General features: G+C 61.3%; 18 protein-coding genes. 3 read left to right on the forward strand and 15 right to left on the reverse strand.

Annotation, left to right across the window (positions count from 1 at the left end):
- Positions 1–2: 2 nt before the first annotated feature.
- A complete protein-coding gene (locus tag U2H20_RS05085) occupies positions 3–848 on the reverse strand; it encodes a PP2C family protein-serine/threonine phosphatase (protein WP_430593407.1) in 846 nt (281 codons plus the stop codon).
- 13 nt (positions 849–861) lie between these two features.
- Entirely contained in the window at positions 862–2,298 is a 1,437-nt protein-coding gene (locus U2H20_RS05090; protein WP_430593408.1) for a gamma-aminobutyraldehyde dehydrogenase, read from the reverse strand.
- Positions 2,299–2,412: 114 nt separating this feature from the next.
- Here U2H20_RS05090 and U2H20_RS05095 point away from each other — a divergent pair, with 114 nt between their 5' ends.
- Positions 2,413–2,895, forward strand: coding sequence for an Lrp/AsnC family transcriptional regulator (locus tag U2H20_RS05095; protein ID WP_430593409.1), 483 nt, complete (start codon positions 2,413–2,415; stop codon positions 2,893–2,895).
- Positions 2,892–3,488, forward strand: coding sequence for a DNA-3-methyladenine glycosylase I (locus U2H20_RS05100; protein WP_430593410.1), 597 nt, complete (start codon positions 2,892–2,894; stop codon positions 3,486–3,488). The genes U2H20_RS05095 and U2H20_RS05100 overlap by 4 nt, the downstream gene beginning before the upstream one ends.
- A 42-nt stretch (positions 3,489–3,530) precedes the next feature.
- Here U2H20_RS05100 and U2H20_RS05105 read toward each other — a convergent pair whose 3' ends face one another.
- The 3 genes from U2H20_RS05105 to U2H20_RS05115 are packed head-to-tail and all read right to left on the reverse strand — an operon-like array spanning position 3,531 to position 6,683.
- Complete coding sequence (locus U2H20_RS05105) at positions 3,531–4,241, reverse strand: anti-sigma factor (RefSeq protein ID WP_430593411.1); 711 nt, start codon at positions 4,239–4,241, stop codon at positions 3,531–3,533.
- Positions 4,238–4,825: an ECF RNA polymerase sigma factor SigK gene (gene sigK / locus U2H20_RS05110; protein ID WP_430593412.1), complete on the reverse strand. Its 588-nt coding sequence runs from the start codon at positions 4,823–4,825 to the stop codon at positions 4,238–4,240. The genes U2H20_RS05105 and sigK overlap by 4 nt, the downstream gene beginning before the upstream one ends.
- Before the next feature lie 55 nt (positions 4,826–4,880).
- Positions 4,881–6,683 carry a cytochrome c biogenesis protein DipZ gene (locus U2H20_RS05115; protein WP_430593413.1) on the reverse strand — a complete coding sequence of 601 codons (1,803 nt, stop codon included), beginning with the start codon at positions 6,681–6,683 and terminating at the stop codon, positions 4,881–4,883.
- A 181-nt stretch (positions 6,684–6,864) separates the two neighbouring features.
- On the opposite strand from U2H20_RS05115, the gene U2H20_RS05120 reads away from it, so the two are divergent.
- Positions 6,865–7,539, forward strand: coding sequence for a fasciclin domain-containing protein (locus tag U2H20_RS05120; RefSeq protein ID WP_430593414.1), 675 nt, complete (start codon positions 6,865–6,867; stop codon positions 7,537–7,539).
- Between the two features lie 62 nt (positions 7,540–7,601).
- Here the strand turns inward: U2H20_RS05120 and U2H20_RS05125 are convergent, their stop codons facing one another.
- From U2H20_RS05125 to atpB, 10 genes are all read right to left on the reverse strand, one after another.
- Positions 7,602–8,567 carry an aldo/keto reductase gene (locus U2H20_RS05125; protein WP_430593415.1) on the reverse strand — a complete coding sequence of 322 codons (966 nt, stop codon included), beginning with the start codon at positions 8,565–8,567 and terminating at the stop codon, positions 7,602–7,604.
- A gap of 66 nt (positions 8,568–8,633) precedes the next feature.
- Positions 8,634–9,356 (reverse strand): YaaA family protein, encoded by a 723-nt coding sequence (locus U2H20_RS05130; RefSeq protein ID WP_430593416.1) that lies wholly within the window; start codon positions 9,354–9,356, stop codon positions 8,634–8,636.
- The gene (locus tag U2H20_RS05135; RefSeq protein WP_430593417.1) at positions 9,353–9,613 is read right to left on the reverse strand and encodes a F0F1 ATP synthase subunit epsilon; all 261 of its coding nucleotides are present in this window, start codon (positions 9,611–9,613) and stop codon (positions 9,353–9,355) included. The genes U2H20_RS05130 and U2H20_RS05135 overlap by 4 nt, the downstream gene beginning before the upstream one ends.
- Positions 9,613–11,052: a F0F1 ATP synthase subunit beta gene (atpD, locus tag U2H20_RS05140; protein ID WP_430593418.1), complete on the reverse strand. Its 1,440-nt coding sequence runs from the start codon at positions 11,050–11,052 to the stop codon at positions 9,613–9,615. Before atpD ends, U2H20_RS05135 begins: the two co-directional genes overlap by 1 nt.
- Positions 11,053–11,068: 16 nt before the next feature.
- The gene (locus tag U2H20_RS05145) at positions 11,069–11,974 is read right to left on the reverse strand and encodes a F0F1 ATP synthase subunit gamma (RefSeq protein ID WP_430593419.1); all 906 of its coding nucleotides are present in this window, start codon (positions 11,972–11,974) and stop codon (positions 11,069–11,071) included.
- Between the two features lie 3 nt (positions 11,975–11,977).
- The gene (gene atpA, locus U2H20_RS05150; RefSeq protein WP_430593420.1) at positions 11,978–13,618 is read right to left on the reverse strand and encodes a F0F1 ATP synthase subunit alpha; all 1,641 of its coding nucleotides are present in this window, start codon (positions 13,616–13,618) and stop codon (positions 11,978–11,980) included.
- 36 nt (positions 13,619–13,654) lie between these two features.
- A complete protein-coding gene (gene atpH / locus U2H20_RS05155) occupies positions 13,655–14,446 on the reverse strand; it encodes an ATP synthase F1 subunit delta (RefSeq protein ID WP_430593421.1) in 792 nt (263 codons plus the stop codon).
- A gap of 6 nt (positions 14,447–14,452) precedes the next feature.
- A complete protein-coding gene (locus U2H20_RS05160) occupies positions 14,453–15,007 on the reverse strand; it encodes a F0F1 ATP synthase subunit B (RefSeq protein WP_430593422.1) in 555 nt (184 codons plus the stop codon).
- An 11-nt stretch (positions 15,008–15,018) separates the two neighbouring features.
- The gene (gene atpE, locus U2H20_RS05165) at positions 15,019–15,252 is read right to left on the reverse strand and encodes an ATP synthase F0 subunit C (protein ID WP_430593423.1); all 234 of its coding nucleotides are present in this window, start codon (positions 15,250–15,252) and stop codon (positions 15,019–15,021) included.
- A 44-nt stretch (positions 15,253–15,296) separates the two neighbouring features.
- Positions 15,297–16,091, reverse strand: coding sequence for a F0F1 ATP synthase subunit A (atpB, locus tag U2H20_RS05170; RefSeq protein WP_430593424.1), 795 nt, complete (start codon positions 16,089–16,091; stop codon positions 15,297–15,299).
- Positions 16,092–16,168 lie beyond the last annotated feature (77 nt).

Below are 16,168 nucleotides of genomic sequence, written 5' to 3' on the forward strand. Positions count from 1 at the left end.
GGCTATGCCTCGTTCGAGGGTTCGTTGCGCAGCGTCGTCCGCGGGACCGTGCGATCGACGTCATCGACCTCCGGCGCCTTGACGACATCCAGCACGACGACCGTCACGTTGTCACGACCACCAGCATCGAGCGCTGCATCGACGAGCGCATCAGCAGCCTTCGCGGTGTCCGGGTTCTCGATGAGCAGGCGTTCGATGTCGGAGTCGCGAACCTCCTTCGTGAGGCCATCGCTGCACATGACGATGCGGAGTTCCGGCATGACCGGGAGCAGGAAGTAGTCAGGCACCGGGTCGACGTTGAAGCCGATCGCACGCGTCACGACGTTGCTGTCCGGGTGCGTCTCTGCTTCGTCTTCCGACAGCAGACCTGCGTCAACGAGTTCTTGCACGACCGAGTGATCGACCGTGATTCGCGTGAGCCGGTCCCCGAGCATTGCGTAGGTACGACTGTCGCCGACATTGAAGACCGCGAAGTACGGCTCACCCTCGTGCTCGGCGAACGCAGCGCCCGTGACCGTCGTGCCGGTTCCAGAGTCGCCTTCTTCGCCAATGCTCGTGATGTCGGCGGTCGCGTTTCTCAGCGCTTCGACGATCTCGATCGGCTCGACGAGTGTCTTGCCCTCGAGCGCGGCGAGGCGCTCAACAACGGCTTTGCTCGCGACATCGCCGTGCGCGTGACCGCCCATGCCATCGGCGATCGCGAAGACGGGAGGCACGGTCACGAGGCTGTCCTCGTTGTGTGCACGACGAAGGCCCGTGTCGGTTGCGCCAGCCCATCGGACTTCGAAACCGCGCGTGCCTTGAGCCGCCTGTGCATATTCGCCAAGCGGCGTTCCGATATGGGTCACGTACCCCAGTCAATCACGCCGAGGTGCCGATGAAGGACATCACGTGCTTAATTCGTGTGTAGTCCTCGAAGCCGTACGCGGAGAGATCCTTCCCGTACCCAGAGTGTTTGAAGCCTCCGTGCGGCATTTCTGCAACGAGCGGGATGTGGGTGTTAATCCAGACGCAGCCGAAATCGAGCTCGCGGGCGAACCGCATGGCGCGGCCGTGATCGCTCGTCCACACACTCGATGCGAGGCCGTAGAGCACGCCGTTCGCGTTGCGCAGCGCCTCTTCCTCGGTCGAGAACTTCTGCGCCGTGATGACGGGGCCGAAGATTTCGGTCTGGATCGCCTCGTCGTCCTGCTGCAACCCGGACACGAGTGTCGGCTCATAGAAGTAGCCGTTGCCCTCGCGAGCGGTTCCACCGGTCTCGATCACGGCGTGGTCCGGGAGCCGGTCGATGAAGCCTGAGACCTGTTCGAGCTGATTGATGTTGTTGACCGGGCCGAAGAACGAGTCGGGGTCGTTCGGCATCCCTGTTTTGATGTCACTCGCGATGTATGCGCGCAGTGCCGCAAGGAACTCGTCGTGGATGCCCTCCTGCACCATGAGCCGAGTCGCAGCAGTGCAGTCCTGACCGGCGTTGAAGTATCCGGCTGCCGCGATTCCCTCGACGGCGAGCTGCACATCGGCATCATCGAACACGATGACGGGCGCCTTCCCACCGAGTTCGAGGTGCGTGCGCTTCAGATCCGCGGAGGCAGCTTTCGCCACCGCCATGCCCGCGCGCACCGAACCGGTGATCGAAACCATCTGCGGCGTCTTGTGATCGATCATCGCGGCACCGCTCGAGCGGTCGCCGACCACGACGTTGAACACGCCCGCCGGCAGGAACTCGGCTGCGACCTCCGCCATGAGCAGCGTGCTCTGCGGAGTCGTGTCGCTCGGTTTCAGGACGGTCGCATTCCCCGCCGCGAGCGCCGGGGCGAACTTCCAGACCGCCATGTTGAGCGGGTAGTTCCACGGGGTGATCTGGCCGACGACCCCGATGGGCTCTCGACGAACGAATGAGGTGTGGTTCTCCATGAACTCGCCCGCGGACTTGCCTTCGAGGTGTCGAGCTTCGCCTGCGAAGAAGCGAATCTGGTCGACCGAGACGAGGATTTCGTCTTCGACGAGGCTGCCGAGCGGCTTGCCCGTGTCTTGACTCTCGAGTTTCGCGAATTCGTCGGCGCGGGCCTCCAGCGCGTCTGCGATTCGGAAGAGCGCCAACTGGCGTTCTCCGGGAGTCGTATTGCGCCACTGCTCGAAGCCCTTGCTCGCAGCAGAGAACGCCGCATCGATGTCCGCTTCGTTCGACACCGGACTCGTTCCGTACACTTCTCCGGTCGAGGGGTCGATCAGATCGATCGAATCGTCCCCGCGAGCTTCACGATATTCGCCATTGATAAAGTTCCGCAGTGCAGTCATGGAGTTATCGTAACCCCCAGCCTTGCCAGATGTAACCTGCGGATTCTGTGCTCTCGGCACGCTCTCACGACGGAATCACTTGAACGACGCCATACCGAACGAGAGAATCGAAGCATGCCAAACCTCCCCGCTCACGAGCGCCCTCGCTCACCTCAGATCGATGAGCTCTCCAAGGCGATCATCGAGCGACTCCAAGTCGACGGACGCCGCTCCTACGCGGAGATCGGGCGAGAGGTGGGGCTGAGCGAGGCAGCGGTGCGGCAGCGCGTCCAGCGGCTCACCGAATCGGGCGTCATGCAAATCGTCGCGGTCACTGACCCGATGCAATTGGGGTTCGAGCGGCAGGCGATGATCGGCATCCGCACCCGCGGGAATGCGACGAACATTGCCGACGAACTCGCGAGCATGCCCGAGATCGACTACGTGGTGCTCACGGCCGGCTCGTTCGACATCCTCGCCGAAGTGGTCTGTGCAGACGATGACGGCCTTATCGACCTCCTCAACCATCGCATCCGCGAAACAGAGGGGGTCGTCTCAACCGAAACCTTCATGTATCTCAGGCTCGTGAAGCAGCATTACAACTGGGGCACTCGATGACCGAGGTCGCGCGAGCTTCACTCGTGGTCGGTGAAGACGGTCGTCCTCGCTGCGCCTGGGTCGGGGCGGACGCGGAGTACGAGCGCTACCACGACGAAGAGTGGGGTGTTCCGCTCCGAGGCGACCGCGCGCTCTTCGAGAAGATCAGTCTCGAAGCCTTCCAGTCTGGACTCTCCTGGATCACGATCCTGAAGCGTCGGCCAGGCTTTCGGGCCGTGTTCCATGACTTTGCACCAGCCCGGGTCGCAAGCTTCAGCGACGCAGAGATCGAGGCGGCAATGCAGAACCCGGCGATCATTCGCAACCGAGCAAAGGTCCTCGCCACGGTGCACAACGCTGCTGTCGTGCACTCGATGGTCGAATCGGAGCCCGGGGCGCTGGATGCGCTCGTGTGGAGTTTCGTTCCAGAGCCGAGCCAGCCGCGACCACGCGCGCTCGAGGAGATCGCGGCAGTCACACCCGAATCAATCGCGCTCAGCAAGGCGCTGAAGCATCGTGGGTTCAAATTCGTCGGGCCAACCACGATGTACGCCCTCATGCAATCCGCGGGGCTCGTGGATGACCACGTCGAAGGCTGCTGGCGGGCGAGATAGGGCTCATGCTCCCGCGCCCGCCAACAGCGGCTTCAACTGCGCCTACAGTTCGACCAGCAGGATCGGATCGGTCGTGGGCTGTTCAGAGCCCCCTTCCGGCTCGACCGTGATGCCGACTGTGGTCACAGGCCCGGATTCCCCCTCCAGGACACGCCACGTCGCTCCGTCGTCACCGGGAACGAAAGTTCCAGCAGGGGTTGCCCCCTCCTCGGTGATGAACCAGAGCTCGTAGGTCTTTCCAGGTTCTGGCGCTTCCATGCCATCGACCGAAATCGCTGCCTGGCCGAGTTCCGCTGACCAGTGCACGGTGACTTCAGCACCGGACTCCATTGCGACCGTCGTCTCGACGGCGTCGCTTGCAGCCTGGATCGTGTTGAACTCCTGCTGGGCACCCCAGCCGTTCGCACCGGGCCAGTTCGCACCGAAGACGACACCAACAATTGCCGCAACGGAAGCTGCCGCGAGGAGCGTGACCGAGATCGGCTTGCTGAACCACCGGCGTTGTGCCGCTGCTTCTGCACGACCGACCGGCTGCGGCGTGGAGCCGCCCGCCATCGCCGGCTCACGATCGTCATCGGCATCGTTTTCGTCGCGCACTTCGTCTGCAGGAAGCTGCGGGGTCACGGCGATCTGGTCGAGGATGCTCGCGCGAAGTGAAGCCGGTGGCTCCTCTTCATAGATATCGCCGAGCAACGATGCGGTGTCGAACAGTTCGCGATCGTCGTACTCGTCTGGACGTTTGTTGTCATTCATGATGTCACCCCCAATGCTTCTCGAAGTCGTGCGAGTCCGTCTCGGACTCTGGTTTTCACTGTGCCGAGCGGCACAGAAAGTCGTTCGGCCACTTCGCTCTGCGAAAGGCCACCATAGTAAGCGAGCGAGATCGCCTCCCTGTGCGTCGCGCTCAATGTTGCGAGAGCCTGCAAGACGCGCTCGTGCTCGATCCTGAGTTCTGCCAGCTCTGAGACGCCGTCTCGAGGAGCCTCGATGTCTCGAACACCGACCGCGAGATCGCGATCATGGCTTGCCTGCGAGGAACGGATCCGGTCGACCGAGCGGCGGTGGGCGATCGTCAACATCCAGGAGACCGCGTTGCCCTTTTGCTCGTTGAACTTCGCCGCTGACTGCCAAATTTCGAGGAACACTTCTTGCGTCACCTCCTCAGCCTGTGCGCGATCGACAAGGAGTCGTTTGACCAAGCCAAAGACCCGTGCCGAAACTGCATCGTAGAGTTCAGCAAACGCTGCCTGATCTCCGGAGCCGGAGCGCCTGAGGAGGAGATCGATACTCCCCCGCGCAGTTCTGTCTTCCGTGTCATCCACCACGTCGTCAAGCATGTCATATCGATCACCTCTCTCATTTGCATTTGAAACATTCCCGAACGCTCCTCGATCACCCGAAGGTGAAGGAGAAGGCCGAGACTCCAGCACCGACAGTAAGTTCGATCCGCCCATCTTGCGCATCCCCCTTATAGAGCTCGTACGAGCGTGGCGTGCCATCGACTTCGATCGTTTGCATCTCACCGTCGACATTCACTTCGACCGTGCCACTTCCACTGAGAACAACTCGGACCTCCGAGGCCTCGTATTCGAGACCGATGGTCGCTTCCTCACCCTGTGGCGTGATCGATTGCGTCTCGAGCTTCCACGCCCCATCGAGTGCGAAGGTGTTCGGCGACTGATCCTCGGGGAAGGTGTAATCGCGCTCCCCCGCCGTGTATGCCTCCGTGCCGCCGAAGTTCACTGCCTTCGTCGATCCGAGGAACGTCTCGGGAGTGGTCGAACCGAGCTCTGGAGTCACGTCATCCGTGTCCGTCTCGCCTGGAAGCTGAGCGTCCGGGTTCGCCTCAAGGAGGAGTTCTCGGATCAACTTCTCAGTCGTCTCGTATCCGCCTTCACCGAACTTGACGTGACGGACAGTGCCCTCCGCGTCGATCAGGTAGTGCGCTGGCCAATACCGGTTGCGGTAGTTGGTCCAGGTCGAAAGCGAGTTGTCGAGCGCAACCGGGTAGGTGATGCCGAAGTCTTCGGCGCCGGCCTTCACGTTGCGGAGTTCCTTCTCGAAGGCGTACTCCGGTGAGTGGATTCCGATGACCTGCAATCCAGCGTCCTCGTATGCCTCGTTCCACGCAACCGAGTGCGGAATCGAACGCTGGCAGTTGATGCAGGAGTATGCCCAGAAGTCGATCAGAACGACCTGGCCTTCGAGATCCTTCAAATCAATCGCCTCGTTGTTCGGGGTATTGAACCAGTCTGTGATCCCTTGGATGTCCGGCGCCGTGCCGCAGCTCTGCAATTCCGTCGCACCGCTGTCGCACTTGTCGAGGTTCTTGTTCTGCTCGTTCACGATGCCGCCCCAGCCCAGCGCTTCGGCGACTTCTTCAGAATTGTTGAACTGGTCCTGCAGTGCAGCCGTGTAGTCCGGCAGCAGTCGCTGGATCGCCTGTGGAACGTTGAACACGAGACCGATCGCGAGCGCGATCATCGTGACGCCACCGATCACGCGGATCTTGCGCTGGTGCTTGCGGAACGACTTCACTCGCTCTGCAACGCGGCGACCCGCAAGGGCGAAGAACAGCAGCGGGATCGCAGCACCGAGTGCGAAGGTGACCGTCAGGACGACCGTCTCCACTCCGATTCGCCCGGTCGAGCCGGCAACGGTGATCGCTGCGAGCACTGGACCGGCGCACGGCACATACACCGCACCGAGCGCGATCCCGAGGAAGAAGCCACCACGTTCAGTGTTGACGTTCTTCTGCGGGATCCAGGAGAACGGCTTTTCGAGAATCGCTTCGAACTTCGGGATGATCAGTCCGATACCGATCAGCAGCAGCACGATCAGTCCGGCCCAACGAAGGACATCGCCCGGGAGTCCGAGGAGTCCGAGAATGAGCGAACCGACAAGGGTGAAGAGGCTGAAGCTCACCACGAGGCCGAGAATGACCAGGTATGGACGCCAGCGCGATGGCTCTGCAACCTTCTCCTCGACATCATCCTTGACGGTGACGGCGACAGCGCCGTCGCCCGAGGCGGTCTTCGAAGCAGCTGACTTCGTGTCAACTGCTCCTTTTGTTTTGGTCTTTCGAGCGCCCTGGACTCCTCCACTAAAGAAGATCACTGGGAGCACGGGGAGGATGCACGGGGAGATACCCGTGATCAGGCCCCCGAAAAAGCCGATCAGCGCTAACGAAATCATGATTGCCTCCTTGGCAAGGTCTATTGAGTAGTTCGGTGTGCACCTCCGATCGGATGGGAATGGGCCGAAAAAACTTTTTCAAACTTTTTTCAATCCGAATCTCTCGGGGCTCCGAATCCCTTCATGACCAGCCCAACAGGGCACCCGGCCAAAGCGGCCGTATATCGAAGGAGAAAGTCTCATGCGAACAACTTCACGGAACACGCTCACGGCACTCTCACTCTCTGCGATCGCCGTACTCGGGCTCGCAGGCTGTGCAAGTGGCGACTCAATGGAGAGCGAAGAGCCAATGGCAAGCAGCAGCGCACCAGCCGAAACCATGGAGCCCTCGGCTTCAGAGGAAATGTCGGACATGGATGACGCAGCATTTGCGAACCTCGTCGGCCCAGGCTGCGCAGCATACGCAGAAGCAGTGCCAGACGGAGCCGGCTCAGTTCAGGGTATGTCTGCTGACCCAGTCGCAGTCGCAGCCTCGAACAACCCACTCCTGACCACCCTCACCGCAGCGGTCTCCGGTGGCCTGAACCCAGATGTCAACCTCGTTGACACGCTGAACGGCTCGGAGTTCACCGTCTTCGCACCAGTTGACGAAGCATTCGCGATGATCGACGACGCAACGATCGAGACGCTGAAGACCGACTCGGCAATGCTGACCGACATCCTGACCTACCACGTGGTTCCTGGCCAGGTTGCACCTGATGCAATCGCCGGAGAGCACACCACGGTTCAGGGAACCACCGTTGAGGTCACCGGTAGCGGCGACGAGCTCATGGTTGATGGCGCAAACGTCATCTGCGGTGGAGTTCAGACTGCAAACGCTACGGTCTACCTGATCGACTCGGTACTCATGCCGTAATTTGATTCACCACAAGAAAGAGGCCCCGGAAACGGGGCCTCTTTTTGTGCTTCGCAGGAAGTTCAGGCTTTGAAGAGTGCTGTGATCTCCTCGACCGCTTCGAGCGGGAGCACCACCGTACCCGCCGCCGCATTCGTGCGGATCTGCTCCGCACTCGTCGCTCCTGCGATCACACTGGAAACCGTCGGCTGCGCCAAGAGCCAAGCGAACGTCGCTTCGAGCATCGAGACACCGAATCGATCAGCGATGCGCTGATACTCCTCCAGGACGCTCCAGTTCACGTCTTCGAGAATCTGGGGTTTCAGTTTCGTCAGGCGCGCGTCCGCCGGACGTCCCTCGCGCGTGTACTTGCCGGTGAGGAGCCCGTTGAACAGCGGGAAGTACGGCAGGAATCCCAGGCCGTACTGCGAGACTGCGGGCAGCACTTCACGTTCGACCTCGCGCCGCAGCAAGCTGTACTCGCTCTGCGCGCTGACGAAGGCCGGCAGCCCGAGGTCACGGGCAGCATCTGCTGCCTCGGCGATCTGTTCGGCCGAGAAGTTACTGTGCCCGATGTACCGGATCTTTCCGGCTTGCACGTGCTCCGCCAGCGCTTCGAGCGTTTCGGCGATCGGCGTCTGCGGATCGGGCGTGTGCAGTTGGTACAGGTCGATCCAGTCTGTTTGCAGGCGTCGGAGCGAGGCTTCCAGCGCAAAGCGGATGTACTGCGCACCGCCCTTCGCCCCGTACTCCTCCGTACCAGGCATCGGGAAGTCTGCGTGTCCGAACTTCGTGGCGAGCACGATCTGATCGCGAGTGCCACGAAGCGACTTGCCCATCATCGTCTCGCTCTCGGCAGGAGCGCCGCCGTACATGTCGGCGGTATCGAAGAGCGTGATCCCCGCGTCGATCGCAGCGAAGATTACGGCGTCTGTGCCGCGCTGATCTTCCGTGATCGTGCCGCGGCGCCCGAAGTTGTTACATCCGAGCCCGACCGTGCTGACAAGAAGATCGCTGGAACCAAGGGACCGTAGGGAGACATCACTCATGTCTCGATCCTACGACCGCCCCGCCTCCCGCGCGAGGCAACGAAGACGCATCACGCAGGGTGCGACTCAGCGGCTTGCCACGAGTACCAGTTCCTCGTTCTCAAGAGACAGTCGCTGACCTGCCTCCCGAGCCACCTCAATGAGGTCGTCGATGGAGGAGATCTCAGCGGCCGCCTGCGCAAGCGCACGGACGAACAGCCCCTTGCCGCGCTTGTTCCAGTGATTCAAGGCCCGAGTCGCCCCAGTTTCGTCGCGCTCGACGACGTGCACCGACTTCGCCTGAGCTCCCGGCCCGAGCGCGCGGTACGTCCCGCTTCGCAGGTCGAGCAGCGGACCGGGCAGTTGGTCGAGCGTCTCGGCAATCACGGGCTTCCAGAGCTTGCCCATTGATGTCCCTGGCAACTTCGAAGTGCTGGAGATCTTGTAGGCGGGAATCAGATCGTTCGCCCGAACCAGGCCGAACAACGCCGAGTGCACAACAACATGGCGTCCGAGCCAAGCCCGAGCCTCATTGTCGAGCGTTCGCGCATCGAGCGCGTCGTACAGGACACCGGTGTATCGCTCGATCGCCGGCACCGTCGGCGAGGTCGATACCGCAGCGTTGTCCGCAGCAGCGGCACGCTTGGCTGGCGTCGACTCGTCTTGGCCTGCGGCGACGAGCCGTTCGAGAGCAGAGAGGGCTGCAACGCGAGACGCGGCCAGGCTCGGGAATCCCAAGCTGGCCGCGTCGAGCGGTGCTCCTGCTCCGCCTCGAGATTTCGTCTCGGAGGGAGGCAGGAGAATGATCATGATTGCAGTGCGGCGTCCCTTGCAACGACTTCAACGTTGTCACGGTTGACCGAGAGGAAGCCCTCGTCGGCGTTGATGTGCAGCACGGTGCCGTCTTCCGACGTCACTCGAACCTCACCATTGCCGAGGACCGCGAGCAGAGGCTCGTGGCCACTCAGGATTCCGATCTCGCCCTCAGTGGTGCGAGCAACAACCTGCTTCGCCTCGCCCGACCAGATTTCCTGGTCGGCCGACACGATGCTGACGGAAAGCGGCATTAGCCGTTCTCCTTCTGGATCTGAGCCCACTTCGCCTCGACGTCGGTGATGCCACCGACGTTGAAGAAGGCCTGCTCCGCAACGTGGTCGAACTCACCCTTGGCGATTGCATCGAAGGATTCGATGGTCTCCTTGAGCGGAACGGTCGAACCCTCAACACCGGTGAACTTCTTCGCCATGTAGGTGTTCTGCGAGAGGAACTGCTGGATACGACGCGCACGCGAGACGACGATCTTGTCTTCTTCGGAGAGCTCGTCAACACCGAGGATCGCGATGATCTCCTGGAGTTCCTTGTTCTTCTGCAGGATCTGCTTGACCGTCGTTGCAACACGGTAGTGGTCTTCACCGAGGTAGCGAGGGTCGAGAATACGGCTCGTCGAGGTCAGCGGGTCCACTGCTGGGTAGAGACCCTTCGACGCGATTTCACGAGACAACTCGGTGGTTGCATCGAGGTGCGCGAAGGTGGTCGCCGGGGCCGGGTCGGTGTAGTCGTCAGCAGGAACGTAAATTGCCTGCAGCGAGGTGATCGAGTGACCACGCGTCGAGGTGATGCGCTCCTGGAGGAGACCCATCTCGTCCGCGAGGTTCGGCTGGTAACCCACAGCAGAAGGCATACGGCCGAGCAGCGTGGAAACCTCAGAACCTGCCTGCGTGAAGCGGAAGATGTTGTCGATGAAGAGGAGAACGTCCTGCTTCTGCACGTCGCGGAAGTACTCCGCCATCGTGAGTGCCGACAGTGCAACGCGAAGACGCGTTCCCGGTGGCTCGTCCATCTGGCCGAAGACGAGTGCGGTCTTGTCGAAGACGCCCGCTTCTTCCATTTCGTGGATGAGGTCGTTGCCCTCACGGGTACGCTCACCAACACCGGCGAACACCGAAACACCACCGTGGTCCTGCGCAACGCGCTGGATCATTTCCTGGATCAGAACGGTCTTTCCGACACCTGCACCACCGAAGAGACCGATCTTTCCACCCTGCACGTACGGGGTGAGGAGGTCGATGACCTTGATGCCGGTTTCGAACAGCTGCGTCTTCGACTCGAGCTGGTCGAATGCTGGTGCCTTGCGGTGGATCGACCAACGCTCGGAAACCTCGATCGCCTCGTCCGAGTTGAGGACTTCACCGATGACGTTGAAGACCTTGCCTTTGGTGACGTCGCCGACTGGCACCGTGATCGACTCGCCGGTGTCGCGGACTTCCTGTCCACGAACCAGACCGTCGGTCGGCTTCAGTGCGATTGCGCGAACGAGGTCGTCGCCGAGGTGCTGTGCAACCTCGAGCGTGATCTCTGCGGTCTCGCCCTCGATGGTGACGTCAGTCTTCAGTGCGTTGTAGACAGCGGGAATCGCATCGTGCGGGAACTCGATGTCGACAACAGGACCCGTAACACGGGCGATGCGACCGACTGCGGTCTGCACCTGCGGATCTGTGATGGTCATTCTGTGCCTTTCCTGACTACTTCGCCGAGCTCAGGGCGTCAGCGCCGCCCACGATTTCGGAAATCTGCTGCGTGATCTCGGCTTGACGCGCATTGTTCTTCAAACGCGTGTAGTCCGTGATGAGCTTGTCTGCGTTATCGGACGCCGACTTCATTGCCTTCTGGGTGGCCGCCTGCTTCGCAGCGGACGACTGCAAGAGCGCATTGAAAATACGGCTCTCGATGTATACGGGCAGGAGTGCGTCGAGCACACCGGCTGGGTCTGGCTCGAAGGAGTACAACGGGAAGACCTCGTTACTCGTGGGAGCATCGCTCTCGTCTTCTTCGACAACTTCGAGTGGCAGGAGGCGCATGGTCTGCGGTTCCTGCGTCATCATGCTGACGAAGCGGTTGTACACGACGTGGATCTCGTCGACGCCGCCATCTTCGCCACCCTTGAGGTACTGCTCGATGACGATGTCCGCGATCTCCTGAGCCATCGCTGGCGTCGGGGTATCGGTCTGACCGACCCAGTCACGCAGGAACGGACGGCGACGGAACTGGAAGTTCCCGACTGCCTTCCGACCGACGAGGTAGTAGTCGATCTCTTTGCCCTCGGCCGTCAAGGCGTCGGTGAGCTGCTGCGCCTCGCGAAGAATCTGCGAGTTGAACGCACCAGCAAGACCGCGGTCGCTCGTGACGACGACCATTGCAGCTCGTTTGATCTCCGGGCGCTCCGTCGTCAGCGGGTGCTCCTCGTTCGAGAACGTCGCAACCGCACCGACCGCGCGAGTGACCGCGCGGGTGTACGGCGACGACGACTCGACACGAGCGAGCGCCTTCTGAATACGAGACGCGGAGATGAGCTCCATCGCCTTCGTGATCTTTTTGGTCGTCTGCGCAGACTTAATCTTCTGCGTGTAGACCCTGAGCTGTGCACCCATGGATCAGCGACGACCCTTGACGATCTTCGCCTGGTCGATCGAGTCGGCGTCGTGCTTGCCTGCGTCAGCTTCAGTGCCCGGAGCGCCGATGCCCTGTCCGTTGCCCGCGAGGAATCCCTTGCGGAAGTCGTCGACCTCAGTCTCGAGCGCGCTGAGGATCTCGTCCGAGAGCGCACCCTTCTCGCGAATGGTCGTCAGCAGGTCGGAGTTGTGACGCAGGTGCTCGAGGAGTTCACCTTCGAAACGGAGGATGTCTTCGACGGCGACTTCGTCCATCTTGCCGTTGGTGCCGGCCCAGATCGAGACGACCTGTTCCTCAACGGGGTACGGCGAGTACTGCGGCTGCTTCAGGAGCTCGGTCAGGCGAGCACCACGAGCGAGCTGGCGGCGGCTTGCCTGGTCGAGGTCTGATGCGAACATCGCGAATGCTTCGAGCGAGCGGTACTGCGCGAGCTCGAGCTTGAGCGTTCCGGAAACCTTCTTGATGCTCTTGGCCTGCGCGTCACCACCAACACGGGAGACGGAGATACCGACGTCGACCGCTGGACGCTGGTTGGCGTTGAAGAGGTCGGACTGGAGGAAGATCTGGCCGTCGGTGATCGAGATCACGTTCGTCGGGATGTATGCCGAGACGTCGTTCGCCTTCGTCTCGATGATCGGCAGACCGGTCATCGATCCTGCGCCCAGTTCGTCCGAGAGCTTTGCACAGCGCTCGAGCAGACGGGAGTGGAGGTAGAAGACGTCACCCGGGTATGCCTCGCGTCCCGGTGGGCGACGGAGCAGCAGGGAGACTGCACGGTAGGCCTCTGCCTGCTTCGACAGGTCATCGAAGATGATGAGGACGTGCTTGCCGCCGTACATCCAGTGCTGGCCGATTGCCGAGCCGGTGTACGGAGCGAGGTACTTGAATCCTGCGGGGTCAGATGCCGGGGACGCGACGATGGTCGTGTACTCCATTGCACCGGCGTCTTCGAGTGCGCCCTTCACGGAAGCAATCGTCGAGCCCTTCTGGCCGACAGCAACGTAGATGCAGCGAACCTGCTTGTTGACGTCGCCGGATTCCCAGTTCGCCTTCTGGTTGATGATCGTGTCGATCGCGATCGCGGTCTTGCCGGTCTGGCGGTCACCGATGATGAGCTGACGCTGTCCACGACCGACTGGGATCATGGCGTCGATTGCCTTGATACCGGTTTCGAGTGGCTCGTGCACGCTCTTGCGCTGCATAACACCAGGTGCCTGCAGTTCGAGTGCGCGGCGGCCTTCGGAAGCGATGTCGCCGAGTCCGTCGATCGGGTTTCCCAGCGGGTCGACAACGCGACCGAGGTAGCCGTCACCGACTGGAACCGAGAGAACCTCGCCGGTACGGGTGACTTCCATACCTTCTGCGATTGCGCCGAATTCACCGAGAACGACGACACCGATCTGTGCCTCGTCGAGGTTCTGCGCAAGGCCGAGGGTGCCGTCTGCGAAACGAACGAGTTCGTTCGCCATGACGCCGGGGAGACCGTCGACGTGTGCGATGCCGTCAGCGGCGTCGACGACGTGGCCTACCTCGGTCGCGGTCGAGCCGGAAGGAGTGTACGACTTCGCGAAGTCCTGCAGTGCACTGCGGATCTCATCTGAGTTAATGGTGAGTTCTGCCATTGCTGTTCTCTCTTATCTGTCTTTTGTCGTTCGCGCCTAGTGGGCGCCAACAAGCTCACGTCGGAGGCCGGCGAGGCGGGCTGCGACGCTGCCGTCGATCACTTCGCTGCCGAGAAGAATTCGAACACCGCCGAGCACAGAGGCATCGACGATTTCATGAAGGTCAACATCGACCCCGTGCGAGGCACGGATCGAACCGGCGATGACTGAGCGTTGCTGCTCGGTCAACGGGGTCGCGGTCGTGACCGTTGCGGAACGGTTGCCGTGAACCTCGGACGCGAAGGCGACGACTGTTTCGAGTCGCTTCCGGAGTCGCGTCTTTGATTCGCGGCTGACGAGGTGACGCAGGATCTCGAGCGTCGCAGGAGCAACGGAGTTGCCGAGCAGACGGTTGAGGAGCTCCGACTTGCGAGCTGGATCCGCGAGCTTGTCGCTCAGGGCGAGCTCCAGCTCGTGGTTGCTCTGCATCAGCCGAGCGAATGCGAACACCTCGGCGCCAACGGGGGCACCAGAGTGCTGAATCAGTGCACGGAGGCCGAGTCGCTCGATCACGTCGACGAACTCGCGTTCGTTCGACCATGATCCTTGGACCGCCTGGCGAAGTGCGAGGCGGCTCGGCTCTCCCAGCGAGGCAAACAAGCGGTCCGCGAGAGCGGCACGGTCGTCGGCCTGGATTCCAGCGTCGTTGAGCGCTGAAACTACCTGAGGGTTCGCGTCGAGAAACTGCGAGAGCTGCAGGAGCTCGCTGCCGGTTTCTGACGTGACCGAATCGAGGCGCGCGAAGGCGTCAATCGCTTTCGCCTCAGATCGTTTCGTTGCGCTACCCATTGGGTCCTACCCGTTCGCTTTCTGCTCGGATTCGAGTTCGGTGAGGAATCGGTCAACGACCGCATTCGCCTTTGCGTTGTCATCGAGGGTTTCTCCGATGACGCTGCTTGCCAGGTCGAGTGCGAGTGAACCGACATCCTTCTTCAGGCTTGCAAGTGCAGCCTGACGTTCGGCCTCGATCTGGTCGTGAGCGGTCTGCGTGATGCGGTCTGCATCGGCCTGCGCCTGCGTCTTCAGGTCGCTGAGGATCCGACCGCCGTCAACACGAGCCTGCTCGCGAATGTTGCTTGCTTCGGCGCGAGCCTCAGCGAGCTGACGGTTGTAGTCCTCGAGCGCTGCCTGAGCTTCGGCCTGCGCGTTCTCAGCCTTCTTGATTCCGCCTTCGATCACTGCGGCACGCTCGTCGATGATCTTGCGGAACCGAGGGATCGCAAAGAACACGAAGAACGCCATGATGCCCGCGAAGGGCACGAGCGACCAGACGACGTCATAGACGGCCGGGATGAACAGCCCGATACCTTCCGGGACGTTGCCTTCGGCAAGTGGCAGATTGAATGGCATAAAGATTGTTCCTAGCCGAGGAAGTAGAAGGCAGCACCGATGAGTCCGAGGAGCTCAGCGAATGCGATACCGAGGAACATCGTGACCTGGAGGCGGCCACCGATTTCTGGCTGACGGGCAATGCCCTCAACGGTCTTACCAGCAACGATTCCAACACCGATACCGGGGCCAATGGCTGCGAGGCCATAACCGATCGTGTTGAGGTTACCTGTGATCTCGAGTGCAATCTGAGGTTCAGTAGCCACTTGGAGTTTTCCTTCCGGTTGGGCGGTTCAAGAGAACCGTCGTATCAGTGTTCCTCGACCGACTGTTGGATGTAAACAGCGGTCAGAAGTGTGAAGACGTAGGCCTGCAGAAGCGCCACGATGAGTTCGAAGACAGTAAAGGCGATTCCCGCGACGAGGGTGAGTCCACCGAAGAGGGTGGTCAGTCCCGAGGTCGAGAAGAAGAAGAAGTGCGTTGCCGCGAAGCAGAGCACGAGCAGCAGGTGACCGACCATCATGTTGAGCGTCAAACGCAAAGCGAGCGAGAGCGGTCGAACGATGAAGATGTTCAGCAACTCGACCGGGGTCAAGATGATGTAGATCGGCCAGGGAACCCCAGAGGGGAACAACTGCGTCTTGAAGAACTTGCCCGGTCCTACTTCTTTGAAGCCCGCGTAGATGAAGGCGATGTACGCGGCGAGCGCGAACATCAACGGCATCACGAAGATCGAGGTTCCCGCAATGTTCAGCAGCGGGATCACACCCGTCACGTTCATCGCGAGGATTCCCCAGAAGGTTCCGGCGAGCAACGGAAGGTAGTTGCGCCCGAGGCGCTCTCCGAGGATCTCGTCGGCGATCTGGTTCTTCACGAATCCGAGACCGAGCTCGGCGACGCTTTGACCGCGCCCCGGGATCAGTTTCGGCTTGCGAAGTCCAAGCCAGAAGAGGAACAGAAGAATTGCAACGGCAAGCAGGCGAACCAGTACGATCCGGTTGATCTCGAACGGGGTGCCCTCAAAGAACAGCGCGTCAGGGAAGAACTCGGAGACTCCGGGGGCGTGAAAGCCGTCTCCATCGGTGCCGCCAGCAGCGGCAACCACAACAAAATTTGTAACGTGAGTTAGCAGCGCTGTCTCCATGGTCAGGGCCGAACACGGTGCTCGTGCTGGCGATGATC

The sequence above is a fragment of the Humidisolicoccus flavus genome (assembly GCF_045689595.1).
Taxonomy (GTDB): Bacteria; Actinomycetota; Actinomycetes; order Actinomycetales; family Microbacteriaceae; genus Humidisolicoccus; species Humidisolicoccus flavus.